This window comes from Polyangiaceae bacterium, from assembly GCA_020633205.1.
Lineage (GTDB): Bacteria > Myxococcota_A > Polyangia > Polyangiales > Polyangiaceae > JAHBVY01.
The window spans coordinates 169733-194391 of sequence record JACKEB010000022.1; the positions used below are offsets into that span (position 1 = coordinate 169733).

The following is a 24659-nucleotide window of genomic DNA, read 5'->3' on the forward strand; positions in this document are numbered from 1 at the left end:
GTTGACTAGACCCGTATCTCCGTCCAGCCGCTGCGCTGCCACATCGCGGTGAACACGGCGCTGTTCAGCAGGCGGCTCGACATGTAGCAGAGCCAGAGAGCGATCAACCCAAAGCCGAACACCGGCCCGAGCAGGTAGGCGAGGGGGATCGCCAGGAGCCACTGGGTAGCGACCGAGACGAGCATCGTGCGTTTCGCGTCGCCGGCCCCGATCAAGCCGTGCATCAGCACCAGGCCGAGGGTGTCGATGGGCAGGCCGACGCAGATCAGGCGTAGCGGAGTCACTCCCAGTGCCAACGTCTCCTGATCCGTGAGGAAAGGCGCCAGTAAAAAGCGTGGGAACAAGAGCCCAGGGATCACCAGCACGGCGATCACGCAAACTGCCAGCTTCGCCACGTCCCAGCCCCAGCTCCGCGCGTCGTCGCCACTCCCGCGCCCAAGCGCCTGCCCCACGAGGGAACCGGCGGCCAGCCCAAACCCCATGCCGGGCAACACGGCGAGCAGCAGCAAGTTCACCAGCACCTGGCTCACGGCGAGTTCTCGCGTGCCCACACGGCCCACGATGGTGAAGAAGGCGGTCATCCCCCCAGCAAAGAACAGCTGCTGAACCCCGGCAGGGGTGCTCAAGCGCAGCAAGTTTGCGAGCACCTCTCGGCTCGGCAGCCCCTTGAGGAAGCCCAGGGGGCGCGCCCGGGAAAACGCTTGAACGAAGTACACCAGCGTTCCGATGTACGTCGCGATGCTGCTACCGAGGCCTGCACCGTCGGCACCCATCTTCGGCATGCCCCACACACCGAAGATCAGCGCGTAGCTGATCACCACGTTGGCCACGTGCATGACCAGCAAGGTCACGAAGTAGCGCCAGGACTCGCCCACGCCATTCCAGAAGCCGCGGAAGGCGAAATTGATCCCTACGGCAACAATAGACAGGGATCGCATCTGCCAGTAGCCAACCCCAACGTCGACCACTGGCTGCTGGTCCACCAGCAGCGGGAACAGGGTCGAGGCGCCGAAGTACACGAGCAGCGTGAGCGGCGCCCCAAGGCCCAGCGCGAGCAACAGCCCGCCGTTCAAGCTCAGCGCGGTCTGTTCGCGTTTGCCCTCACCCAGGCGGCGCGCGCTGATGGCCTGCACGCCGGAAGACAGGCCAGTGATCAGCGCGAGCGTCAGGAAGTTCGTGAAGGACGCCAGCCCGACGCCCGCCAGCGCGGCGTCTCCAAGCCGCCCCACCATGAAGGTGTCCACCAAGTTCAGCAGGTTCTGGGACACCATCCCGCCGACGATGGGCAGTGCCAACGCCAGAATCGTACGCAGCCTAGGGTTCGCGGCAGCTCCAGGCGGCGTTGAAGTCGGGTTTGGGGGGGAGGCCGACGGCTTGGGCTCTGCGACTGACATACGGGACGTCAAGGGTGCTGCGGTAGCGCTGCAGCGAACTTTGGGGACAGGCGAGCCCTGCAAGCCGAGGAGCGGCGGAGCCCTGATATGGCACGCCTGATCCCGGATCGAAACCCCGTGGCGCTCACCGCCTTTTGTCGCCCCACTTTGACGAGGGAGTGCAGGCGTGGTGGGATGCACCCCATGGAACTCGACGACTTGGTCAAGGGGCTGCTGGCTGAGGTGAGTCGAGTGGCGAAGAGCGACGCGGTGGTGGGTCAGGTCCGCGATGCGGGGGACGCCAAGGTGCTGCCGCTCTCCAAGGTGAGCATCGGCTTCGGCGCCGCGATCGTTGGCCTGGATGGCAAAGCCAAGCGCGACGCGCTGAAAGGCGACGCGGGGATCGAGGGCGGCGGCGTAGGTGGCGCCCTGACCGTGGAACCAAAAGCGTTCGTCGTCGTGGGACAAGACGGTGTGCCCCATATGTTGGCGCTGAAGCGCGGCAAGAAGGCCGTGGTGCGCCGCGGACTCGAGATATTGCCGCGCGGAGAAAGCGCGGCGCTGCTGGGAGGCGCCGCCAAGGCGCTGACCGCTGGCGAGTCCGACGACGAGTGATGTGATCTGGCTGCTGGTCGCCGCTGGGTTGGTGCTTGGCTTCGTGCTGTGGAGCTTCGTACCCTGGCGGCTCGAGCTGTCGATTCAGGGGCGAGGCGCGCCAGATGGCACTTGGGTGCTGGGTGGCGGCGGGCGATTCGGCCCTGTGGCGCTCAGCGCAGCGGCGGCTCGCGGCGTGCAGCCGCGCGCCCAGGCACACCTCTTTGGTCGCACCGTGTGGCAGCGCAGCCTGGGCGACTCTGACAAGCAGCAGTCAGAACCCGATGAGCGTAGCCTCGAGGAGCGGTTGGAGAGCGTCACCAGCGGCTACTCACGGCTCGAACGCTGGTTTGACCCCGACGCACTGGTCAGCTTCGCCTTGGAGGAGCGACGCCGGGTGCGGGTGCAGCTGGCTCAGGCGCACGTGCAGTATTCGTTCGCGGACGTTGCGACGACGGGCAAGCTCATGGCCGCCCTCTACGTGCTCAGTGGGGTGCTGCCGCCGCCGCTCCTGGTCACTCAAGACGTGAGCTGGGAGAGCGAAGACCGCGCAGCGCTGGATTTGTCGCTCGAAGCGCGGGTGTGGCCCCTGCTCCTGATGTTCGATGCGCTGTGGTTCGGGGTGCGTCACATCAAGCTCATCAAGCGCCGGGAAGCCGAAGAGATCGACACCGAGCGTGCTGAGGGGTAGCCTGGTCGTCACATCAGTCAGGGGAACGATGTCGAAGCAAAAGCTAGGAAATATCGTCAGCAGCTTGCTGGATGGCATGGGAACGCTGTCCAAGAGCGAAACCATCGTAGGGGAACCTCAGCAGGCGGGCGACGCGACGGTGATCCCCGTGCACCGGCTCAAAGTTGCTTTTGGCGCTGGCACGGCGCGCGCTGGTGCACACGGCGGCAAGCTGGATGGTGACACTGGAGGGCAAGGCGCTGGTGGCGCCGTAGAGCTCGACCCCATCGCCGCTATTGCCGTAGGGAAAGACGGCCACGCCCACTTGCTCACCGTGGACGGCGACGCGGGGAGCACCTGGGCGAACCTGATCGCCGAGGTGCCGGATCTAGTGACACGCCTCGCGCACACGCTGGGGGAGCGGGCAGTGCACGAGCTGAGCACACGGAAAATCAGCGCTCGCGCCGTCGAAACCGAGGAAGCCCCGGCAGAGCTCGCCGAAAACTCCGAAGAGTAGCCTCGGCTAGAAGCCGCTTTCGGTCTCCGCGCCCGCCCATGCAGCGGCCCAGCTCATCGTCGTGGTGCTGCGAGACCAGGCGAGGCGACCGTCGTGGCCGATCACGATCAAGCCAGCGGGCGCCTGCCAGCGCGACGCGAGCTCTGCCACCAGCGCATCCGCGGCGACGCGAGGCCCTTGAGCGCTGGCAAGTGCGCTCGCGCGGTAGCTGGCGACGGCCTTGAGGATCCCCTCGCCATAGCCCGTGGCAGAGCATCCGCCGAGGGCGTCGTCGGCGTAGCTACCGGCGCCAACGATGGGGCTGTCGCCGACCCGCCCGGGGTATTTCCCTGCGGTACCGCCTGTGCTGGTGGCAGCTGCGAGGTGTCCCGCGCTATCGCGCACCACCGCACCTACGGTGCCTCCCGCCCAGTTCTTGGCGTGGCCAGCGGCGAGGGCCGCCTGGAGCTTGACCCGGGCGGCCTCCGTGACCAGCTGCTCCGCTGGGATCTCACTGAAATCGTTCGCCAGCGCAAAGCGCCGAGCGCCCTCCGCCGCATACAACACGTGCTCGCCGCGCTCGAGCGCCGCCCGCGCGACCAGGACGGGGTTCTTGAAGCCAACCAGGGCGCACACGGCTCCGGCGCGCAGCGACTCGCCACACATGATCGAGGCGTCGAGTTCTGGTGCGCCATCCAGATTGAGCGAGGCTCCTGTTCCGGCGTTGAAACAAGGGTCATCTTCCAGCGCCACGACCGCCTCGGCGGCTGCATCGAGCGCGTTGCCTCCCGCCTCGAGGAGCTTGCGCGCGCGGTCGACCGCAGCTTTACAACCCGCGGCGTGCGCCGGGCGCTTGGCCTCGGGGACGTCGCCCGCGCCGCCATGCACCAGGATGCTCCAGCTGGCAGGGCCTGGACTCGCCCAGCTCGTCAGCGCCAAGTCGTTCATGGGCCGCGTGTATCACGCCGCGCGCCAGTTGCGCAGGCGATACTCGATGCCCAGGGGCAGCGGCGTGAGCAGGAGCAGTGGCCAGGGCAGGCGACTCGCGGCTACCCCGTGGAGCAACCACAACGCGCCGGCGACGCTCGCCAAGAGCGCTGCCGCTGCGAGGGTAAGCCGCCGCGCTGATGGTCTGAGGTCCACCACCCAGGGCGGAACCGCCAGCACCAGCGGCAACAAAAGACCGACGCTCGCGGTCCAATACGAGACGCCGGGTGCCGGCGCGATGACGGGACCCGGAGTCAAGCCGAGGCGGGGATCGAATCTTGCGCCCAACGGATCGACGAGCGTTCCGCCGGTAAGCACTTGCCAGTTCCGCCCGGATTCGAACGCCGGGAACAGGCTCGCCTGAGTCGCCCAGGGACCCAGCGCAAGTACCAACCCGAGCGCAGCCAAGATCCAGCCTCCAGCCACTGCTCCACGTTCAAGTCGTGACGGCGAGACGCCCAGAGCCAGCAGCGCCCGTGCCTCCCCACGCAAGCGGCTGAGCTGACCACTGAGCCAAGTGGCGATCCCGGCGAGCAGCGGGCCGAGTGCACCGATACGCGCCGCGCGCTGACCCCAGCTTGCTCCCACTTCGTCCGTCGCCCAGGTCAAACCTCCGGCAAGCGCGTACAGGGCTGCTCCGAAGAGCAGCGTGCGAGCGAGCTGGGTTTTGCCGTGAGGATTCAACATGGACGAAGTTTTTGTCCGGCCGGAGCACCAGCTGTTACGGAAGTGCGGGCTGCTCTCCGAGGACACAACACAATGCTCAATCGATTCAAGAAGTTCGGCTCGAGTCTCTCCGCTGTAGTGCTGGGGGCCTTCGGATTGCTGCTGCTCACGGGTTCTGCCGGGTGCGACTTCGGGGAGGGCGACGCGACCATCCCCGGCGAGGACCTGGGCACCTTTCACATCGTGGCGCGCCTCCAGGACAGCAGCTGCGGGCCGGGAGCGCTTGGCAGCCAAGACGTCTGGGAGTTCGACGTCCGCATGTCTCGGGAAGACAACGCGATTTACTGGCTAAACGGCGAGGAGCCGGTGGACGGCAGCCTGGCCTCGGATGGGCTCACTTTCTCCTTCGACAGCTCAGCTCAGGTGCAGTTGATCGAGCCGAATCGTGGGACACCAGGCTGCGCCGTCGTGCGCACGGATCGCGCCAGTGGAGCTCTGGATAGCAGCGACGAGGTGCTCGGTTTCTCAGGGAAATTGAGCTACGGCTTCGTGCCTGGCGCAGGCTCGGACTGCACCGAGGCAATCGGCGTCGAGGGCGGCTTCTACACGCTGCCCTGCGAGATCACCTACCAGATGACCGCCAGCCGCACCGAAGCCCCCGCCGAAAACTGACCCGCCGCTTTGATGTCGGGCGTGAAACAATAGGCCTCCTGCAAAAGCCTGGCGCGTTGCAGACTTGGCAAGCGCTTGAGAGGGTGCTAAGTCTGAACCAACGTGCAGGAATGGAGGCAACTCCCGGAATGTTCCGGCAGGGGAGAACCCCTGTACTTGCACGGGGGTGTGGATCAAGCCACACGGCGCCCCCGGGGGAGCTGGAGTCCGTCCAGCAGCGCTCTGCGCTGTTCGTACGGTCGCTCAGTCACGCCCTCGCGCGTTCGTGCAGTGAGATCCCGGTTGTTTCGGAAACACCTCAACGGGGACGGAAGGCGGCTTGCGCGATTCAGTGCGCGCCGCGCCAGCGCGGTACGCTGCTTGGTTCTCGCTCAAACCGACCGGAACCCGGGCGATGAGGCAGCTCTCGCTCAGGCTGAGGTGTCTGGCATTGGCCAGAGGAGGGAAGCAAAGACATGCAGAGTAGTGACACCCCTAACCAGGAGGCAGATCGCTCCTAGCTGCTGCTGCTTTGGACTTGTTCCAATCTCTCACTTGAGCTGACTTCATTTGCGCGGCGCCTTGGTTTTCCTGGGTTTCGTCAGTCTGAAGGGTTCGTGGGAGGTGGTCTCTACCAGCGAGGGCAACCTCGCGGCCGTGTGCGGGCTGGGCTCGCCTACGGGAGACTAGAAGCAGTGCTGAATCGATTGCGATCACCACGCTGAGTTTGGGCCATTGAGCGTCGCAGCTTGGTGGACTCAGGCCACGCGGTAAGCCCGTCGGAGACGGGGCCTACGGCGGGTCGGGTGGGCACAGTCCCACCCGGCCCGTTTCTAATTTTGTGGCTGCCGCTCTCACAAGCGGTCCGTGCGCGCGCTCTCAGTCGCTGTTCGCCGCGCCGCTCCCCCCAAGAAAGCGGCCAGGCAGCTCAAGTGGCGCTCCCGCCGCCGTGAGCAACTATCGCCGCAAAAACGAACGGTCTGAGGGTGCCACGAGGGTGGGCCTTTGGCGCTCCATGGATTAGCGTCCCGGGCGCCCTGCGGGGCTGCGCTTTTACAGCGCGAGGCTCGAGCGCCTGCGTGGCGCCTCCTCGATGAACGAGAAACGACGGTTATGCACGCCTTGCTTGCTTTCTTGAACACCCACTTGCTCGCCGATACGTCGATGTGGACCGCTCCGGTCTTCCAGAAGGACGTCTGGACCGGCGTGATGCGCGCGGTGCGCTACCTGCTGACTTTCGGCGGCGCGGTGCTGCTGATGTACGAAATCCGGGCCCGCAAGCTGCGGCAGCCGGTGAGTCAGTCGATGATGAAGGGCCTGGCGGTGCTGTTTACCGTGCTGGCCTTTGGCGCGTACTTCGACTTCGGGAACCCCAACACCCGCTACAGCGAGTACTACCACCGCCACGAGTTCTACCACTACTACCTCGGCTCCAAGTACTTCGAGGAGCTCGGGTACGGACGCCTCTACGAGTGCTCCGCGGTGGCTGAGGTGGAGCTGGGTTTCGGTGCGGAAATGCCGAACCGCGAGATCCGCGATCTCGCCCATCACAACCTGATCAAGCCCGTCGCCGACACCGAGGTGTTGAAGAACCCGGGGCATTGTAAGGACCACTTCAGCACCAAGGACTGGGAGGCGTTCAAGAAGGACGTCTTGTGGTTCCGCAACTCAGCCAATGGCGGGGACTATTGGAAGAGCATGCTGAAAGACCACGGCTACAACCCGCCGCCGGTCTGGACCATGGAGGGGAAGTTCTTCTCCAACTTGGGCGTGGCAGACGACGGCTTCTTCAAGAAGCTCGCTGCCATCGACGTGGTGCTGCACCTTGGAATAGTCCTGCTCATCTACTGGGCATTCGGCTGGCGCACCATGATGGTGGCCACCGTCTTCTGGGGGTGTAATGCGCCTGCCAACTTCTACTGGACGGGAGGCGCGTTCCTCAGACAGGACTGGATCTTCTTCCTCGTCGCGTCCATCTGTCTCGCGCGGAAACGAAAATTCATGCTGGCGGGCTGGGCTCTCGCCTGGTCTGGCTTGATACGCGTGTTCCCCGCTGGCCTGTTCTGGGGCTACGGGGTCGTGATCCTGACCACCTTCTTGTCCATGGTCTTCAAGGCCGGCAACTTGAAAGCCGGGTGGGAGCGCTACCGCCAGACCCGCTTCTTCCGTGAGCACACTCGGCTCATCGCGGGTGCGGCACTGTGCGTCGCCGTGCTGGTGCCTGTCTCCGCGAAGGTGTCCGGGGGCTTCGACTCTTACAAGGCGTTCTGGAAGCACATCACGCTGCACACCGGTACGGGCCTTACGAACCACATGGGCGTGAAGACCATGCTCACCCACAGCTGGGATGGGCGGATGCGGTTTACTCGCGACAACAGCCTCGATGATCCCTTCCAGCCTTGGAAGGACGGGCGCCACGAGCGGGACAAGAAGACCAAGCCGCTTCGTTACGCGATCGCGCTCACCATCGCGCTGTGGGGCGTGTGGGCGATGCGCCGCACCCGCTTGCTCTGGATTGGGCTGCCGATGGGGCTGGTGCTCGTCATGACCCTGACGGATCTGACTTGCTATTACTTCTCCATGTTCCTCATCGCCACGGTGCTCTCCCGCATAAGACCCGGGGTCGGTGTGATGATGATGATCGGCAGCGGGGCGAGCCAGCTCCTGCTGGACTCGTATTACTTCGTCGATGACAAGTACACGGCCCAGTCATGGCTGTTCTTCGTGATCGGCATCTTGGCCATGTTCGCGGTCAGTCGCCCGCCGAGCATGGCGCGCCTCAAGGCGTGGATCGCCGGCAAACCAGAGCCGAAGTCGCCTCCGCGCGATGGCAGCCCCACGCCGATGCCAGCTCACGGCTCCTGAGGCATCGCGCTTAGGAAACCTGGAGGGCGGTTCCGTAGGGATCGCCCTCTCGGCTTTTGTCGCCACGCCGTGTGGGGGGAGGCGCCTCCCTTCTTCTTTTTGGGGGGAGGCTACCAGGTCCAACAACGACTCAGCGCGCAGCCCCGCAGCACCGAAAGCCGGTCTGTGCGCCGTGGTAGTACTCGTCGTGCCCCGTGGTTGCCGCGCGGCAATTGTTGCGACCGGCTAACCACCAGCCGCCTCGGAGCGCCGCGCGCCAAGGGTGCTGGCGCCCATCGCGGTGCGTCCACTCGTCGACGTTGCCGACCATGTTTCGCACTCCGAAGGGGCTGACGCACTCCGGTAGGTCTGGAGCACGCTTGCGCAGGTCGCGGAGCTTGCCCTTGTACTCCAGGTCGGTCTGGTCGAAGTTGCAGATCTTGCTGTTTCGCTTGAATCCGTAGGGATACGGGAGCATCTCCTCGCCCTCGCAGGCGAACTCCCATTCGGCCTCGAAGCACAGGCGCTTGCCGAGGTTCGAGCAGATCTCTCGCGCCATCACCCACGATTGATCGACCAGGGGCAAATCGTCGGCTTCCTTGCCGGGCGGCGTCGGCGCGACGTACTCGTCGCGGTCGATGCAGAAGCGCATGTACTGCTTTTCCTTCGACTGACACACGGGGTGCTCGTCGAACTCTGCGCAGCGATGGTGGGAGAGGAAGCCGGAGTCGAGGTAGCGCTTGCAGACCTGCTTGACCTTTGGGCAGTACTCGCCTTCGACGAGCACCATCTCAGGCGGACAAGCCGGGTTCAGCTCGTCTCCATCGGGCCCTTCGGGTTGGGCGGTGCCACCGTCGGCGTCTGCAGCTGGTTCGACGCTGACGAGCGGCGTGAAGCACAACTCGCTGGCTGCCTGGGTCTCGGCTTCGATCTCGCTGACCGGTTCGAAGGTGCACATCGGCGCTGGGCCAGCAACGACGGGGGGCGCCTTGCTGGCTTTGGGGGGAGGCGTGAGCTCGGAGCGCGGCGCAGGGTCTTTGCAGGCCCCAGCAGCGGAGCCCAGCAGCACGGGCCACAGCAGGAGGCGAGCTAGGCCGCGAACGCCTCGCTGCCCTCCTGTAGGGCCGCGCCCCTCGGCCAGCTCAGCCGCTGCAAGCAAGACTCGTTTCCCCCCAGCGCCCCGCCGCGCCCTCAGAGCACGCGGCGGATGGATGCGAGCGCCTCATTGAAGCCGCGCGGAAACGCCGACATCGCGAGGTCCAAGTGATCCCAGTCGGTCTCGATGGATTTCACCGAGCCCAAGGCGGTGAGCGCGGCGACCATCGCCTTCAGCTTGGCGCTCTTGTCGATCGCGGGGTGCTTCATGAAATCGAGCACGATGCGATCGTCCTGCGCCTCGACCAACATCGCCGGCCGTTTCGGCATGAACGCCGCGAGGTTTCCGGGCTTGCTCAGGTCCAGCGCCCCGCTCTTGAGCAGGGTTGCGACCGGCGAGGCGCCGTTGTCGTCGAGCACCTTGGCGGTGACGTCGTCCAGGCGGATTTCGAAGCGCAGCTCGGCTTCGTTCAAGCTCACTCGGTCGATGAAGATCACCGCGCCTGCGCGCACTGTCGCGCCCATCTCGGTGATGGTGGCGGCAACGCGGATCCCTGGGGGTACGGCCTCCACGCTCACGTCCTTGGGTGCCTTCGGCCCCTTGGCCTGGCCCGCAAGCCAGCGCAGTGCGTCGAGGGGCAACCCGAAGCGGAGCGCGACCGCGTTCTTCGCAACGCGCATCAACTCCGCTGGGTGACGTTTTAGGTATCCAGTTGCAGCCCCGAACATCGCCAACTTGTCAGCCATCGTCGGGGGAGTATAAGGCACAGTCTCCTCGCAACCGGCGAGGATTGTTTCGAATGCTCGCGCCCTTGCGCGTCATTTGCGCTCTTCGCGGCGCGAACGAGCAATCAGTCCCAGCGCCTCTCCCGAGCGCCGCACGCTGCGGCGGTCGCCCAACGCGCCACCACCGGCGCAGCTCGACGAATCAGGCCTTTTCGAGGCAACTGACGAGCCTGGGGTGAGGTTCGCTCCGTCACCGACTGGAGTGTGCTTCGAGGCCATCTCGCAGTCGTTCGACTCAGTTCGCGGCTGAGAGGCGTGAACAATCAACACTGCACTAACTGTCGGACCCCTGACCTGAGGTTCGAACTCGGAGGCCCCTACCGTGTACAAGCAACTCACCGTCTCTCCCACCGAGGTCCACGACACGCTGCGTCGCCACATGCTGGTCGACGGTTATCCGATGGTCGTGGACCTGGAGCACAGCAAGGGCTCCATCGTGCGCGACGCTCGTACTGGCAAGGAGTACCTCGACTTCTTCAGCTTCTTCGCGTCGAACCCGATTGGTCTGAATCACCCTGGGATGAGTGACGAGCTAATTCGTGATCGGTTGACCCGCGCCGCCGTCACGAAGGTCAGTAACGCAGACTACTACACGTCATTCATGGCGGAGTTCGTGGCGACGCTCGAGCGCACCGCCGCGCCGGCGGAGCTGCCGTATTACTTCTTCGTCGACGGCGGCGCACTCGCCGTGGAGAACGCGATGAAGACGGCCTTCGACTGGAAGGTGCGCAAGAACCTAGCGCGCGGGAAGGGCGAGCTGGGCAAGCAGATCATGCACCTGCGGCACGCGTTCCACGGACGCTCTGGTTACACGCTGAGCGTCACGAATACGGACCCGGTCAAGACCCAGTACTTCCCGCAGTTCGACTGGCCCCGCATCGAAAACCCGGCAATTCGCTTCCCTCTCGACGCACAGAACCTCGCAGAGACGGAGGCCGCCGAGCAGCGCGCGCTGGCGCAAGCGCGGCAGTACTTCGCGGAACGTGGCGACGACATCGCGGCGATCTTGATTGAGCCCATTCAAGCCGAGGGCGGCGATAACCACTTCCGTGTGGAATTCCTCAAGGCGCTCCGCGAGCTGGCTGACGAACACGAAGCGCTGCTGATCTTCGACGAAGTGCAGACCGGGCTCGGACTCACCGGCAGCTGGTGGGCTTTCCAGCAGTTCGGCGTGGTGCCCGACATCGTGTGCTTCGCCAAGAAGATGCAGGTCGGCGGGATCTTCGTCAGCAAGCGCATCGACGACGTCGAGCAGCATGTGTTCAAGAAGTCGTCGCGCATCAACAGCACCTGGGGCGCATCCCTCGTAGACATGGTGCGCTGCACGCGGATCCTCGAGATCATGGAAGAGGACAAGGTCTTGGAGAACGTGCAGCAGCGGGGCGCGGAGCTATTGAGCGGGCTGGAGGCGATTCAGAGTCGTTTCTCCGGTCGCATCACGAATGCCCGCGGCCGAGGGCTGATGTGCGCGATTGATCTCCCCGACACTGAAACTCGGCACAAGGTGATCCGCGCCGCGTTCGAAGACGGCATGGTCGTGTTGCCTTGCGGACAGCGCACGGTCCGCTTCCGTCCAACGCTGACGGTCAAGCAGGAGGTCATCGCCGACGGCGTGAAACGCCTGGAGCACGCGATCTCCACGGTGCTGGCCGTATAGCGCTGACCGCCCGAAGTCTGGCGGTCGGATCCTGTGGCTCGGCTCGGCCCACGGGTTATGCTCGGCAGCTCGCACCAGCAGGGCTTTGAAAACACCTTGCCAATCGGGGCGAGCTGCCTTTCCTTGTTGAGGAGCAACGTGGACTGTCCCAAGTGTCGTTCAGAGCTGATTGAGGTCGAGTATGCCGGTGTCACGGTGGATCGCTGTGAAGCGTGCGCCGGGATTTGGTTCGACGCCCTCGAGCTCGACGCGTTGCTGCGTGCCAAAGGCGCTGAGACGATCGACAGCGGCAACGCCCAGCTCGGCAAGCAGCACAACACCAACGACCGTATCAAATGCCCCCGCTGCACGACTCAGATGCTGCGCATGGTGGACCCCGGTCAGCCTCACATCTGGTTCGAGCAATGTTCGGCGTGTGGTGGTTCGTTCTTCGACGCAGGTGAGTTCCGCGATTTGAAGCAGCACACCATCAGCGACTTCTTCAAGCGGCTGTTCGCCAAACCCCGTATGTGACGGGGCCGGGCGGTGTTTGCGGGGGCCGTGTTTGGTGCGGCGCAGCTTTTCTGCTTGCGGTACTCGGTACAAAGCACAAAAGGCCGGCCTGAAGAACTCAGGTCGGCCAGGGACGCGCTCCTGCAGCGCGCGATTTCGCGAGTCGCTTGGCTCAGCCTTCGGTCTGAGCTGCGGGCTCGGACTTCGGCGCCTTGCGCTGCAGGGCCTCCTCGAGGCCGATGCGCTCACGCTTGCGCTTCTTGAGACGCTTGCCCTTGAGACCGTGGGTGAGCCACTCGTGACGGAGGCGGATGTTCCAGAGCTTTGCCATGTAGAGACTTCCTAACTGCAGGAGGTGAGCAGGTGCCGCTCGGTCAGCGACGAGGCTCCTCACCCCCAAAAAACCGTAAGGCTGATGCTTCGCAACCAACCTGGGCGCGAAAGGGGTCGTTCTCATAGCCAACAGGCGGGGCTCGCGCAAGCTCTCCGTTGAAACCCAGCATCTGGCCCCTTCGGGGAGTTTGGAGCCGTCCCGAGGGAAGGCAGCCACAGAGCGGATCCCGCATGCGCCGAGAGGGAGTCGCGCACTAGACTGCGGGGACCGTGGTCGGTGTCTCACACGCCCCCAGTTTCCCCGAGGTGGGTCAAGTCGTGCGCTCCCCCCGCGGGTGGGGCTACGAGGTGCGCGCACACATTGGCGGCGGGCACTTCGGGGCGGTGTTCGACTGTCACGGGCCGTTCGACCAGCCGTTCGCGCTGAAGGTGATGATGCCGGCGAACCGCCCCTACGCTCAGGTGCGTCGGGAGTGGCTCGAGGAGGCGCGACGCCTGTGGCAGCTGCGACACCCGAACATCGTGTACGTGCACGATTACTTCGAGCGAGAGGGGCTGTTCTACCTCGTGCTCGAGCGCTGTGACCACAGCCTGGAAGACATGCTGGGGCAGCCGCTGACGGACAAGCTCGTGATTCAGCTGACTCGCCAGCTGTTGTTCGCGATGCAGTACCTGATCGACCACGAGATCGTGCATAACGATATCCATGCGGGAAATATCCTGATCGTGCACGGCAAGGAGCCAGTGCCGAAGTTCAGCGATTTTGGCATCGCTCAGGATCTCTACGGTCGCTCCGGGGTGCGGCCGCCGATCGTGAACAATCGCATCATGGCGCCCGAGGTGGCGCTCGGAGGCTACTCGACCGCTCAGAGTGACCTCTACCAGCTCGGTCTCTTGATGTTCGGCATGTACACCGGTCAGCCGCCCCTCGACCTCGAGGCAGGCTACGACGAGGTGATTCGCCAAATCCGTGAAGGCGTTCCGCGTCGCCGCGCGGAAGCGCTTGGTTCGCCACTGGGCAGCGTGATCAGCGTGCTCTTGCGGCGCCACGAGCAATATCGCTTCAATACTCCCGCGCAAGTTTGGGATGAGCTCAGGAAGCTGGATGCGTGGCGCGGCCCAGTGCAAAGCGGACTCATGCCACCCCCGGAGCCTGCAGCGGACGAGGACGCGGGACCGCTCTCACAGCGACCAGCCCTGCGCCAGAGTGGCCTCACGCAGCGCAGTATGCCTGCCGTCCACTTGCCCGCGGAGACGCAGGCGCCGTCCGGCCCTCACAGCGCCGGGCCCCCGACGCCACGCACGGACGAGAGCGACCCTCTAGCGACTGATGAGGCAACCAGCGGTCGGGGTCATACCTGGCGCCCCCCGGAGCCCGCACCCAGGACACCCCGGGAGCTCCCGCCGCCAACTCCCCGCGACCCCTCACTCTCTGACCCAGGGCTGTCTGACGCCTATGCCGCGCGCGCGCCGCTCGGAAGTCAGTCCGACGCGGCTCCCGCGACGCCGCGTACTCCCGAGACAGAAGAGGTCGCGCCGCTGACGCCCCGTCTCGAGTGATTCCGTGGGGATCGCTCGGTGCCTGCGGAGGCGGACAGGCGCTTCCCAGACCGACAAGCGTCAGGGCGCGATGCAGAAATCGAACTGGGCGGTGTCGGTGTCAGCGCCCATCGTCACGGTGATCGGGACTGCCCAGTACCCGGCCATTTGCATGTAGACGGGGGTGAGCTGGTACATGCCGTCGCCCATATCGGTGACGACCGTGGTCTGCGTGCTGCCGTGCCCGTGGTCGGGCATGTTCGGATTCACGCTCAGCGTTGCGCCTGAAACGTTATTTCCGCTGGCGTCCTTCACGTGGACCATCCAGGTGTTGGCTAGCTTGGCCGGGGGCGCTGGGTCGGCATCCATCAGCATCACCTCGAACATCGCCTTCGAGCTCATCTTGGACAGACCCACGCTGTAGGTGTCCGTGGCGTGCTTGCAGCTGAACTCGCTGTTGCCCGTGCCCCCGCTGCCACTTGGGTCGTCGGAATCGCTGCTGCAAGCGCCCAGCAGCAGCGCCGAGGTGGCGAGGGGGACGAGCAAGCGCAGGCTACGTGAGAAACGCTGTCGGCCGGGGTGACGAGTGAGAGCGCCTGAGATCGAGGGAGCCATGGCAGATAACCCTACGCTGAATCGGGGTACGGGGTTACTCCACTCGGGGCTTTTTCCGGTCGTTTGCCTGGGGTTTTTCGTCGCACAGGCGGAGCGGCGCTCACCGTGCGCGGGAAAAGGCCGCTAATTCTGCTGAGGTACGCTGGTTACACAGCGCGCGAGCACACCGGCCAGCTCGCGTTTGCTGCCGCGCAGCGGATCGTCGCTGGCTTCTAGCGTCCACTCCACGGTGTTCACGCCGTCGCTCGTGATGTCGAAGGTCGGCATGCGCTGTTTCAGCGCGGAATCCAAGTGGCCGCTGGCGATCAAGTCATCCAGCACATCGAACCCCATGGGTCGCAGCCGAACTCGCACGCTGACGCGATCCGGCATCACGCTCAGCTGGTTCGGGGTGGAGTCGGCACCGGGGTAGCGACGCTTCACGTGGGTGGCGAAGTAGTCGGGGCTCGAGCGGTCGAAGGTGAGGGGACCTGGGATGGTCGTGCTCTCGAGCTTTGCGATGTCCCAGAACATGTGAACAGGCTGGCCCTGCAGGCCGTAGGCGAAGTCCCTGAGCTGCCATAGATCGGGATCGCTCAGGTCGCTCACCGCGGTTTGATCGTCAACCACGCCACTCTCGTAGACTGGTGTATCGGCGCTGAACGCGCGCACTTCGACCCACACCCGGCGATCTTGACTCGCTCCCGTGGGGAAACGATGCCCCGCGCTGACGTTCTCGAGGGTGACCTCCATCACCGCCCCGTCGACCAGCTGGGCGACGCAGATCTCCGCGCGCAAGGTGTCGTTCAGCTCACGCTGAATCAGCTCGCGCTGTTCGTCCATATGGGGAAAGTCCGTGAGCGCGACATCCACCGCAGGAAACGTATGGGCGTGCACCCGACGGGTCTTCACATTCTTGGTGTCGGCAGCGATCCCCGTGCGCCCTGGCATGTGGCAGCTCGCGCAGCTGAGACCGCCCTTCTCAGGTTCGTCGCTGAACAGGCTCTCTTGCCACTCGGCGAAGGTGCGCTCGAGGGCGACTTCAGCCACGCCTGGGGGAGACGGCACCACGATGTCGTGGCAACTGCCGCACGCGGTCGCGCTCGCCTGGACGTTGCCATCGAGCAACTCGCTGTACTCCGAGTGATGCGCTGAGTTCTCTACCGGGTCGCCGATCGGCCCACGCATCGTTTGATCGAAGGCGATGCGCAGAGGGTTGTTGTGAGTGCCCTCCACGGCCTTGGTATTGTGGCAGAAGAAGCAGTTCACGCCCTGGAGCTCAGCCGGCACTTCGTCCAAGTTCAGGCCGTCGGTGGTCGCGCCGACGGCCACGGCGAGCGGCGCGTGGCAACCGACGCAAAAGTCGCCGAGGGCGCCGTCGGTTTCTTCTTGGCCGCGCTTGTTCATCGCGCGAAACACCGGGTCCGTTGCGGCGTAGGCGTGCATGCTGCCGCTCCACTCTTCGTAGTGGGTGCTGTGGCAGCTCTTGCAGGTCTCTGGGTTCATCAGCTCTTGAACCGAGAGTTTCTTTTCCACCCGGTCATCAGAGCTGCAGCCGTTCAAGCTGGCGGCGCTGAGTGATGCGAGCCCGAGAGCCAGCAGCAATCCGGTGCGAGGGAGGTTGTTAGTCACGCAGGGCTCCGTTGCGGATCCAAGTGGCGATAGTGCAGCGCTCGTTTTCGGGCAGCGGATCGCCCGGAGGCATCACGGAGCTGCCAGTGTGCTCGAGGCGTACCATGATCCGACTGCACTCGGGGTCGCCGGGGACGACGCGCGCACGCTCGGAATCCAACAGCAAGTCGTAGGCCTCGTCGATGTCTTCGAGCGCGAGGCCACCACGCCGGCCCTCGCTCGCGTGGCAAGAGGTGCCAGGCTCGGCGCAGGTCGTCGCCAAGGTGCGGCGGTGGATCTCGCTGAAAACCGGCTGGTAGAGCAGGCTGCAGTTTTCGTCCAAGGTCACGCAGCGGGCGAGGGGCGCCGGCTCTTCGCCGCCCGAGCTGCACGATTGGGTGGCGATCAAGAGCAGCGCCGCAAACACCGAAAAGTAGAGCGGGCGACTGAAACGGAGCAGGCGAAAGCGCATCTCAAAGTAGGGGGCTCGCTGCGGCGCGCCCCAGCTCCTTCGGGCGTACGGCCGTTGGTCCAACTGGTCAAGGCCGTCTCGAGTCGCTTCCCTTGCTGACTGCCAGCTGGAACGAGGCTTCGTTGCAACGAATTCGTCGCCGACGGTGGCCGGACGCCTCCGCTTGTGGCCTGTGCTTACAGCGCTTTCAGGTATGCTCCGCAACGCACGGCGGACGCCCCTGAGGTGCACGTCACCGGCTGGCCTCGGGGGAGGCGCGTCGTGCAGAGTCGCGCCCGCAAGGCGCGAACGAACCACCGTTCACCGAGAGGGAGGAAAGCTCAGCCCATGACCGACACCATCGTTGCGCGCCTATTCGAGCAAGCCAAGAAGCGGGGCGCCGCTCCAGCCTACTTCGCCAAGGAGGAAGGCAGCTGGAAGAAGACGAGCTACGCCGACTACGCCGAGCAAGTGAAGACCGCGGGAAAGGCGCTGATGGCGCTAGGCCTCGGCAAGGACAGCAAGGTCAGCATCCTCGGCTTCAACCGCCCGGAGTGGGTGATCTTCGATCTCGCTGCAATGGCGATCGGGGGCGCTCCCGCGGGGATCTACACGACCTGCTCGCCCGTCGAAGTTCGGTACATCGTCGACCACTCCGAGTCCCCAGTCGTCTTGCTGGAGAACCTTGAGCAGTGGAAGAAGATCGAGGCCGAGAAGGCCAACATGCCGCTCTTGAAGCACGCGGTAATGATGCGCGGTGCTCCCAAGATCGACGACCCGATGGTGCTCAGCTGGGAGGAATTCCTGGCGAAGGCCGAGTCCGTCAGTGATGACGACTTCTTCGCGGCCATGCACGCGCTCGAGCCGAATCAGCTCGCCACGCTGATCTATACGTCTGGCACCACCGGGCCGCCGAAGGGCGTGATGCTGAGTCACGAAAACCTCGCTTGGACCTCCAAGGTCGCGGTGGAGATCAACGACACGCGACCAAGCGACTGCTCGGTCAGCTACCTACCCCTGAGCCACATCGCCGAGTCGATGTTCACCATCCATGCGCCCATCACCTCGGGCTCCCATGTGTACTTCGCCGAGAGCATCGACGCGCTGCCAGAGAACTTGAAGGAGGTGCAGCCTACCGTGTTCTTCGGTGTCCCGCGTATCTGGGAGAAATTCCACGCGGGAATCGAGGCAAAGCTCAAGGACGCAAAGGGCGTGAAGAAGAGCTTGGTGCAGTGGGCGCGCGGAGTCGGTGAGCGAGCGAGCGCCGTAAAGATGCGCGGGGAGACGCCGAGCGGCGTGCTCGGCATGCAGTACAACCTCGCGAACAAGCTGATCTTCTCCAAGCTGAAGCCGGCTATCGGCCTCGGTCGCGCGCGCGTATGCGTGAGCGGTGCCGCGCCGATCTCCAAGGAGGTGTTGGAGTTCTTCGCTGGGCTCGACATCATCGTGCAAGAGGTCTACGGGCAAAGTGAGGATACCGGCCCCACCAGCTACAACCTGCGCAACCAAGCCAAGTTCGGCAGCGTTGGGCCGGTGCTGAAGGGCTGTGAAGTGAAGATCGCCGAAGACGGTGAGATCCTGGTCAAGGGACCCAACGTGTTCCTCGGCTACTTCAAGGATGCCGATGCGACCGCTTCCACGCTGATCGACGGTTACCTGCACTCGGGCGACCTGGGCGAAATCGACCGTGAAGGCTTCTTGCACATCACGGGGCGCAAGAAGGACATCATCATCACCGCGGGCGGCAAGAACATCACGCCCAAGAACATCGAATCGGCGATCAAGAACGACTCGATGGTCACCGAGGCAGTGGTGATTGGTGATCGGCGTAAGTTCCTGAGCGCGCTCATCACTGTCGATCCCGATGTCGCCAAGCAGCTCGACTCAGGCAAGGCGGCCCATGAGTCCGATGCCGTGCGGAAGCATCTGCAGACAGTGATCGATGACGTGAACACCCAGGTCGCGAAGGTGGAGACCATCAAGCGTTTCACCGTGTTGCCGCGTCAGCTGACCATCGAAGATGGCGAGCTCACGCCGACGCTCAAGGTGAAGCGCAACAAGGTCAACGAGCACTTCGCCGACGCAATCGAAGCGATGTACGCCGACTGATCGCGTAGAGGGGGCGGCGCTCCTTTCAGCAGCGCATTGAGCTGCCGTCCCCGCCAGCCGTCTGGCGTTGACCAGGCGATGGCGCTCGATAGCCGCCTCCTCAGTCCCACTCGATGAAGTGGCTGCACTCGTAGCCAGGCTCGTTCGTGGTCGCGGTGGCGCGTACTTGCTTGCAGCCCATCGCCCCAAACACCGCGGGCTCCGAGCTGATCACGAAGCGACACAGATAGGGGTGGTAGGTGCGCCAACCAGCGATGCGCCAGCGGATCTTCGTTGGCCCCATGAACTGCGCGTCGATCTCTCCTGTGTCGAAGTGCAGCGCCCAGAGCTTCTGGCAGTGCACCACGTACTGCTGCGGGCTCAAGAACAGGCGAATGAAGAAGCGCTTGTAGACGCTCCCCAGGTTCGCCTCCATCAGCCGTTGCGTGGCCTCCGCGATGGCCCGATTGCGCTCCTGCTCGGAGCGCCCGTCGAACAACGCCTCGAGTAGCAGGATCCCGAGCTCACCGTCGTACCAGGACGCGGCGAGCAGACCGAGACCAGGCCGGTCCGCGTTGAGTATCCCGCCGAAGCGCGGCGGGAGCTTGGAGAGCGCAGCATCGAGCGTCGCTCGTCCCCAGTTCTGCTCGACCCAGTTGACGAACTCGCGCAGCGCAACGCCCTTGATGCGCCCATGTCGCTGTGCTCTTCCGCTTTCGACCACGCTACTCGGCAGCATAACCCGAACCTTTGAACGGCCGCGCTGACATCCGCGCTAGGTGCCCCGAGCGGGAAGCTCGGCTGGCGAGAGACTTCGGCCGATCCTACAGTGGGAGCCTCGATGCGAGGTTTTCACCCAGCGCGGCACGATCCCGCAAAATCCAAAGTGTCTCCGCCAGGTGGAGCGCGGCAGCGACCGCCGTTCATCACGCAGCGTCACGGAAACGCAGCGCGAGCGCCCCAGCTGTTATCGGTCGCCCCGGAGGAGCGAAGGCTCTTGGACATACGTGCGGGTCGGTCTTTTTTGGGGGGGAGGCGGCACCACAGCGGCTCGCCCTGGTTGTTCGTAGCAGCGCTGACCGTCGCTGGTTGTGACGCCGACCTGAGCCCGTGTGCGCGCACGGAGCAAGCGCCAGACGGCACGCCGCGGGTGACGCTCTGGGTGGACTGCAAAGACGAACAAGCGGCGCAGCTCGTCGCGGTGCGGGTGACCCCCAAGGAGCCCTTCATCGACACGGGTACGGACGGTGATGCCGGCGCCGCGGATGCCGCGGGGGACGGCGGGGCTGGAGAGAGTCAGACGACCGACGACGCCTGGCGCATCCAGAGCCCAGTCGAAGACGGCACCGATTATTTCTATGTGGAATATGCTGTGACGCCGCGAGGCTGGGACACGCTGGTGCCGCCGCGGGCATTGGTCAGTGGGCAGCGCTATGAAGTGGAGTTCGTGGGCACCGACATCGGGAGCCTGAGTTTCGATTTCAAGGCGCCGTGAGAACACTGCGCCGAGAGAACACCGCGCCGTGAGAACACTGCGCCGCGAGCACTCAGCGCCGTGAGGCACACTCTCACCCCCCAAAACTAGGTCTGCAGTAAAAGACGCTGAGCACAAAGCACAGAGGCCCGCGCTTTCGCCCGGGCCTCATCGCTGATTGGGTACCGTCTCAGAAGCGGTAGCTGCCGACGACTCGTCCTTCGCGCTCGACGTAGCCGTCGTCCGCGTTGCGGCCAGACTTCACGTCGCGGTTGCGATAGAAGAGCGAGAGCACGCCGATGTTGCGGAATACGTACCAGTGCAGCGCCGCACGGTACTGGGACTCGTCACGCTGCTTGGTCACGTCGCCGCCAAGCGAGCTCAGGTCCTGAGGCGGGTTCTCCAGGTCGCCTGCGATGTAGGCGCCGTAGTCTGCTGCGAGCATCAGGTGCTTCGGCCACAGCAGGAAGCCAACCTGGGCATTGTAGGCGTATTGCGTCGACTCGAACTCGAGCTCCCGCTTGCCGTAGAACTCACCCATCACGACCAAGGGGCCATACTTGAAGATGGTCGAGGCGTTTGCCGCGGGGTAACGCTCCTGAGCGCGCTGGTCGTACTTCGCGCCGACCATGAAGGCCAGCGTCGTCGGGGCCGGCTCATACAGGAATGGGCTGTCGAAGCGGCTGTAGTAACCGATGGCGTTGACGTGCAGCTGCGCGCCCGCGGCCCAGGTGTAGTTGGTGTTCGCGTCGGCGTAGAAGCGGCCACCGATATTGCCGCTCGAGCGACCCGAGCCGCCAGCGACGAAGGTGCGGTACTCCAGCATGCCCTTGCTATCGAGGGGGCCGCCGAATTCGAGGGCTGCGCCGTTGCCCTGCTCGAACGCCGAGAACATGTAGTACGCGGGCTCGATCAAGAGCTGCTTGGATGCGCTGATGATCAGCTGACTCGAGAGGCCGCCGCCACCGGAGTTGATGTTCACGTAGTGACCACCGGTCCCGATGGGCATCTGGAACATCGCGAAGGTGACGCGAGGCGTACGCTCTGCGCGCATGCTGACCAGGAAGAAGCTGTTCTGGATCCCGCGGATGGGGCCCATGGCGCGCAGCTGCAGAAGAGAGAAGCGGGTGTCCCACTCGTCGCCCTGGATGCCGTTGTCCCGGGTGTTCTCGAACATGTAGCTCTGGGTGATTTGAGCCACGACGCTGAAGTTCAGGCCGGGGTTGCCACCACAGACCGTGACGTCGGGGTCGAAGCGGCAACCGAAGTCTTGGCAGTCGGTGCGGCCGTCGCCGTCGTTGTCGTAGCCGTCGGAGCACAAGATGTCGTTGCGCTCGCCATCGGCGTCGCCGCCTTTGCCAATCAGGCTCGTCACGCTCTCGCCGTCCTTGAGCGCCGGGACACTGTCCTTGTCGCCTGCGCCAGCCTTGAACGAGCCCTTGCAGGCGGTGATGCCTGGCGCCTGGCAGTCGCTGTCATCGCAATCGAGGACGCCGTCGCCGTCGTTGTCGATCCAGTCGCTGCACAGGGCGTTCGTGGACTCCGTGAGGCCGCTCGGCTGACAGACGGGCAAATCGTAGCAATCGGCGTCTGCGCAGTCGGCGACGGAGTCCCCGTCGTTGTCGATGCGATCGGTGCAGTTCGTCTCCTTCTCGGGGAGCGGAGCCTTCTCTGGCTCGGGCGCCGGTGCGGGCTCCGGGGGAGGCGGCGGGGGCGCGTCCGCGGGCGGCTCCGGCGGGGGCGGGGGAGGATCTGCCGGTTGGGCGGTGGCGCTGACGCTCACGCTGAGCGCGCACAGGCCAAGCAGGGCTGCCTTGAGGTTCCGTGAGGAAAAGCGTCCTCGGGAGCTGGAGATGGAGTCGTCGTTTTGCATCGTACTGAACCTGTCGAGGTCGAGGATCTGAATCGGGGGGAGCGCGGAGCGCGCTCGACACGGAGCGCGCTTTCCGCCGTTGCGAGTTTTGGGGTGAGCTACTGGCAGACCTTCTTTACGCCGTTGCAGATGGTGACGTTCGGGTCGTAGTCGCAGTCCCAGTCGTCACAGTCCACGAAGCCGTCGCCGTCGTTGTCCTTGCCGTCGGAGCAACGCGCGTTTGCGGCGCCTACGGGGTCGGTCTCGCCATCTTGCAGGTAAGTCTCCTGGCAGGCTTGGGGCACCAAGTTCTTGCAGGAGTTGTCCGCGCAGTCGGCGTAGCCGTTGCCATCATTGTCCTGACCGTCGTGGCAGCGTTCGACGGTGCCCTCGACGATCGTCGAGCAGTACTCGACGGCGTCAGCGTTGCCATCGCGGGAGCAGCTGTAGTCCGCGCAGTCGGTGAAGCCGTTACCGTCGTCGTCGACGCCGTTGCTGCACTTCTCCTTGGTGTTTTCCGCGCGGCGAGCGCATTCGTCCAGGATCTCCTGGTTCGCGCTCTGGCTGCAGCTGAAGTCCGAGCAATCCGTGAAGCCGTTGCCGTCGTTGTCGACGCGGTCGGTGCACTTCTCGAGCGTGTCCTCGGCGCGACGGGCGCACTCCGCGATGGTTTCTGCATCGCCATTGCGGCTGCAGCTGAAGTCTCCGCAGTCGGTGAAGCCGTTGCCGTCGTTGTCGAAGCCGTCGGTGCACTTCTCCAGCGTGGTTTCGGCTCCGGGGCAGTTCGTGTCGCTGGCGGGGCAAGCTTTGGAAGTGCTCTCTCGGCAGACGGTGACGTACGGGCTATTGCGACACGAGAAGTCGCCGCAGTCAGCGAAGTTGTTGCCGTCGTTGTCGATGCCGTCGCTGCAGGCTTCGTTGGTCCACTCCAAGGAGCAGCACAGCTCGCGGATGGCTTGGCAGCCGCGGTCGCCGCAGTCGAACGTGCCGTCGTCGTCGTTGTCGAGGCCGTCGGTGCAGAGCTCGAACGTGGCCTCGGGGACCCTTTCCGGCGGGATATCCGGGATGACCTCGCCGCAGTAGCTCGAGGTGAAGATGCAGTCCGGATCCGCGCAATCGATCAGCTGGTCGTAGTCGTTGTCGATGCCGTCGGCGCAGTCGATGTCGTACTGCTCGTAGCCGAAGTTCGTCGTCGCGGGGCGCTGATAGTCGCAGTTTGGCTGCAGGCTGAGCGCGAAGAGGCCGAGGCCTCCAAAAAGTCCAAGGCCGAGGCCGCGCTTGAGTCGTTTCGTGAGTGCTCGTGGCATTGGCTTCACCATTTCAGGCACTTGGGCTTGTAGCGGAAGCGGCGCTGCCACTGGACGTAGATCATGCAGGCGCCTTCCACGGACTTCGGCTGCGCGAAGTCTCCGTGGACCTCCGCTTCCTTGAGGAAATGTTCCACGGTCTTCTGCCGGTCGCCAAAGATCATGGGGACGCGGCCAAACGTAGCGAACTCGTTGAGCACGAGGATCAGGTACGGGTCCTCCATGCCTTTGATCGCAGGAGCCGTGTCCGCATCTCGGCGCATGGCGGCGATGATCGCGAGGGCCGCCTCGCGGCTCACCTCTTTGTCCTCGTGGCACACGCTCTGGCACTCGGCGTAGCGCTCTTGGTGCTTCCACTCGATGGACGCGCCGTCGACGACGGAGACGAGGCGGTTGTAGTTGTTCTCGTTGTCCGGACGCTCTTCCACCGAGTGGACTGAGGTCAAGATCGCGGCGGGGGCGCCCTTCGCCCACATTCCGCGGCGGTGGATGATCGCGTCTCGCTGAGCTGCAATGAGCCGGGGTTCCGCGGGGCCGTCGACGCTGAGCGCGTGGGCGAAGCCGTTGCGGATCTGGTTCATCTGCAAGTCGGGGCAGAACGTCAGCAAGCGCCCATAGCCGTCCCGGCGGGACATGTCGGCTTCGCAGTGCCAGACCCCGCGGCGCGCATTCAGCGTCGCCATCTTCGCGTTGGCGTAGAGCTCCTTGTAGGTCCAGCCCTTCCAGCGGTGGACGGTGCCGTAGCTCTCCAGAGTGTTGAACCCCGCGAGGCGGTTCGACGGGCCCGCGAAGGGGCCTGCCAGCGCGCGGAAGGTGTCCCCATCGTTGAAGTAGACGGGAGTCGCCTTCTTGTTGAGGATGACCAAGGTCTCAGGTTCGGCTGCAGCAGTGCTGACAGCCGTACCCAGTCCAATCAGAGCCGCCAAAGCGAGCCAGGCGTGCGGGCGATGCCACAAGGGGCGTCGAGCACTCTTGGTTTTCGCCGACGCCTCACCTGGCGCACCGGTCGGGCCGGACACGCGTGGAGATGCACGCCGAAGCATAGGGGGCGCACGAGAACAACAAACGTGGATTGACGTCAAGACACGAAGCAGCGCCA

Annotated in this window: 23 protein-coding genes; 10 read left to right on the forward strand and 13 right to left on the reverse strand. The window is 64.7% G+C overall.

What is annotated here, in order from left to right:
* Positions 1-5: 5 nt before the first annotated feature.
* Positions 6-1394, reverse strand: coding sequence for an MATE family efflux transporter (locus H6718_34350; protein ID MCB9590542.1), 1389 nt, complete (start codon positions 1392-1394; stop codon positions 6-8).
* A 183-nt stretch (positions 1395-1577) separates the two neighbouring features.
* Between H6718_34350 and H6718_34355 the strand changes: the two genes are divergently transcribed.
* Genes H6718_34355 through H6718_34365 form a run of 3 tightly spaced genes read left to right on the forward strand, consistent with a single transcriptional unit; the run spans position 1578 to position 3154 of the window.
* Entirely contained in the window at positions 1578-1988 is a 411-nt protein-coding gene (locus H6718_34355) for a hypothetical protein (protein MCB9590543.1), read from the forward strand.
* A 1-nt stretch (position 1989) separates the two neighbouring features.
* Positions 1990-2658 (forward strand): hypothetical protein, encoded by a 669-nt coding sequence (locus H6718_34360; protein MCB9590544.1) that lies wholly within the window; start codon positions 1990-1992, stop codon positions 2656-2658.
* Positions 2659-2686: 28 nt separating this feature from the next.
* The gene (locus tag H6718_34365; GenBank protein ID MCB9590545.1) at positions 2687-3154 is read left to right on the forward strand and encodes a hypothetical protein; all 468 of its coding nucleotides are present in this window, start codon (positions 2687-2689) and stop codon (positions 3152-3154) included.
* Positions 3155-3160: 6 nt separating this feature from the next.
* On the opposite strand, the gene H6718_34370 is transcribed toward H6718_34365, so the two are convergent.
* Positions 3161-4081, reverse strand: a complete 921-nt coding sequence (locus H6718_34370) for an isoaspartyl peptidase/L-asparaginase (protein MCB9590546.1) — start codon at positions 4079-4081, stop codon at positions 3161-3163.
* Between the two features lie 12 nt (positions 4082-4093).
* Positions 4094-4807, reverse strand: a complete 714-nt coding sequence (locus H6718_34375) for a hypothetical protein (GenBank protein MCB9590547.1) — start codon at positions 4805-4807, stop codon at positions 4094-4096.
* A 72-nt stretch (positions 4808-4879) separates the two neighbouring features.
* Between H6718_34375 and H6718_34380 the strand changes: the two genes are divergently transcribed.
* Together H6718_34380 and H6718_34385 are read left to right on the forward strand one after the other, a co-directional pair.
* On the forward strand, positions 4880-5458 hold the full coding sequence (locus tag H6718_34380; GenBank protein ID MCB9590548.1) for a hypothetical protein: 579 nt from the start codon (positions 4880-4882) through the stop codon (positions 5456-5458).
* A 1092-nt stretch (positions 5459-6550) separates the two neighbouring features.
* On the forward strand, positions 6551-8302 hold the full coding sequence (locus H6718_34385; GenBank protein ID MCB9590549.1) for a hypothetical protein: 1752 nt from the start codon (positions 6551-6553) through the stop codon (positions 8300-8302).
* Positions 8303-8432: 130 nt separating this feature from the next.
* Here the strand turns inward: H6718_34385 and H6718_34390 are convergent, their stop codons facing one another.
* Positions 8433-9350: an SUMF1/EgtB/PvdO family nonheme iron enzyme gene (locus H6718_34390; GenBank protein ID MCB9590550.1), complete on the reverse strand. Its 918-nt coding sequence runs from the start codon at positions 9348-9350 to the stop codon at positions 8433-8435.
* A 122-nt stretch (positions 9351-9472) separates the two neighbouring features.
* Positions 9473-10123: a hypothetical protein gene (locus tag H6718_34395; GenBank protein ID MCB9590551.1), complete on the reverse strand. Its 651-nt coding sequence runs from the start codon at positions 10121-10123 to the stop codon at positions 9473-9475.
* A gap of 361 nt (positions 10124-10484) precedes the next feature.
* Here H6718_34395 and H6718_34400 point away from each other — a divergent pair, with 361 nt between their 5' ends.
* Positions 10485-11819 (forward strand): L-lysine 6-transaminase, encoded by a 1335-nt coding sequence (locus H6718_34400; GenBank protein ID MCB9590552.1) that lies wholly within the window; start codon positions 10485-10487, stop codon positions 11817-11819.
* Between the two features lie 138 nt (positions 11820-11957).
* Complete coding sequence (locus H6718_34405; protein ID MCB9590553.1) at positions 11958-12332, forward strand: zf-TFIIB domain-containing protein; 375 nt, start codon at positions 11958-11960, stop codon at positions 12330-12332.
* Positions 12333-12483: 151 nt separating this feature from the next.
* Here H6718_34405 and H6718_34410 read toward each other — a convergent pair whose 3' ends face one another.
* The gene (locus tag H6718_34410; protein MCB9590554.1) at positions 12484-12642 is read right to left on the reverse strand and encodes a hypothetical protein; all 159 of its coding nucleotides are present in this window, start codon (positions 12640-12642) and stop codon (positions 12484-12486) included.
* Between the two features lie 308 nt (positions 12643-12950).
* Here H6718_34410 and H6718_34415 point away from each other — a divergent pair, with 308 nt between their 5' ends.
* The gene (locus H6718_34415; GenBank protein ID MCB9590555.1) at positions 12951-14204 is read left to right on the forward strand and encodes a protein kinase; all 1254 of its coding nucleotides are present in this window, start codon (positions 12951-12953) and stop codon (positions 14202-14204) included.
* Between the two features lie 60 nt (positions 14205-14264).
* On the opposite strand, the gene H6718_34420 is transcribed toward H6718_34415, so the two are convergent.
* The 3 genes from H6718_34420 to H6718_34430 all read right to left on the reverse strand — a co-directional run bounded on the left by H6718_34420 (position 14265) and on the right by H6718_34430 (position 16860).
* Positions 14265-14798, reverse strand: a complete 534-nt coding sequence (locus tag H6718_34420; GenBank protein ID MCB9590556.1) for a FixH family protein — start codon at positions 14796-14798, stop codon at positions 14265-14267.
* 123 nt (positions 14799-14921) lie between these two features.
* Positions 14922-16409 carry a hypothetical protein gene (locus tag H6718_34425; GenBank protein ID MCB9590557.1) on the reverse strand — a complete coding sequence of 496 codons (1488 nt, stop codon included), beginning with the start codon at positions 16407-16409 and terminating at the stop codon, positions 14922-14924.
* The gene (locus H6718_34430) at positions 16402-16860 is read right to left on the reverse strand and encodes a hypothetical protein (GenBank protein ID MCB9590558.1); all 459 of its coding nucleotides are present in this window, start codon (positions 16858-16860) and stop codon (positions 16402-16404) included. The genes H6718_34425 and H6718_34430 overlap by 8 nt, the downstream gene beginning before the upstream one ends.
* Before the next feature lie 327 nt (positions 16861-17187).
* On the opposite strand from H6718_34430, the gene H6718_34435 reads away from it, so the two are divergent.
* The gene (locus tag H6718_34435; protein MCB9590559.1) at positions 17188-18948 is read left to right on the forward strand and encodes an AMP-binding protein; all 1761 of its coding nucleotides are present in this window, start codon (positions 17188-17190) and stop codon (positions 18946-18948) included.
* A 100-nt stretch (positions 18949-19048) separates the two neighbouring features.
* Here H6718_34435 and H6718_34440 read toward each other — a convergent pair whose 3' ends face one another.
* Positions 19049-19666, reverse strand: a complete 618-nt coding sequence (locus H6718_34440; GenBank protein MCB9590560.1) for a hypothetical protein — start codon at positions 19664-19666, stop codon at positions 19049-19051.
* Positions 19667-19987: 321 nt separating this feature from the next.
* Between H6718_34440 and H6718_34445 the strand changes: the two genes are divergently transcribed.
* Positions 19988-20422, forward strand: a complete 435-nt coding sequence (locus H6718_34445; protein MCB9590561.1) for a hypothetical protein — start codon at positions 19988-19990, stop codon at positions 20420-20422.
* A gap of 169 nt (positions 20423-20591) precedes the next feature.
* On the opposite strand, the gene H6718_34450 is transcribed toward H6718_34445, so the two are convergent.
* The 3 genes from H6718_34450 to H6718_34460 all read right to left on the reverse strand — a co-directional run bounded on the left by H6718_34450 (position 20592) and on the right by H6718_34460 (position 24516).
* Positions 20592-22274: a hypothetical protein gene (locus tag H6718_34450; protein MCB9590562.1), complete on the reverse strand. Its 1683-nt coding sequence runs from the start codon at positions 22272-22274 to the stop codon at positions 20592-20594.
* A gap of 98 nt (positions 22275-22372) precedes the next feature.
* Positions 22373-23560: a hypothetical protein gene (locus H6718_34455; GenBank protein MCB9590563.1), complete on the reverse strand. Its 1188-nt coding sequence runs from the start codon at positions 23558-23560 to the stop codon at positions 22373-22375.
* A gap of 5 nt (positions 23561-23565) precedes the next feature.
* Entirely contained in the window at positions 23566-24516 is a 951-nt protein-coding gene (locus H6718_34460) for a hypothetical protein (GenBank protein MCB9590564.1), read from the reverse strand.
* Positions 24517-24659: the final 143 nt, after the last annotated feature.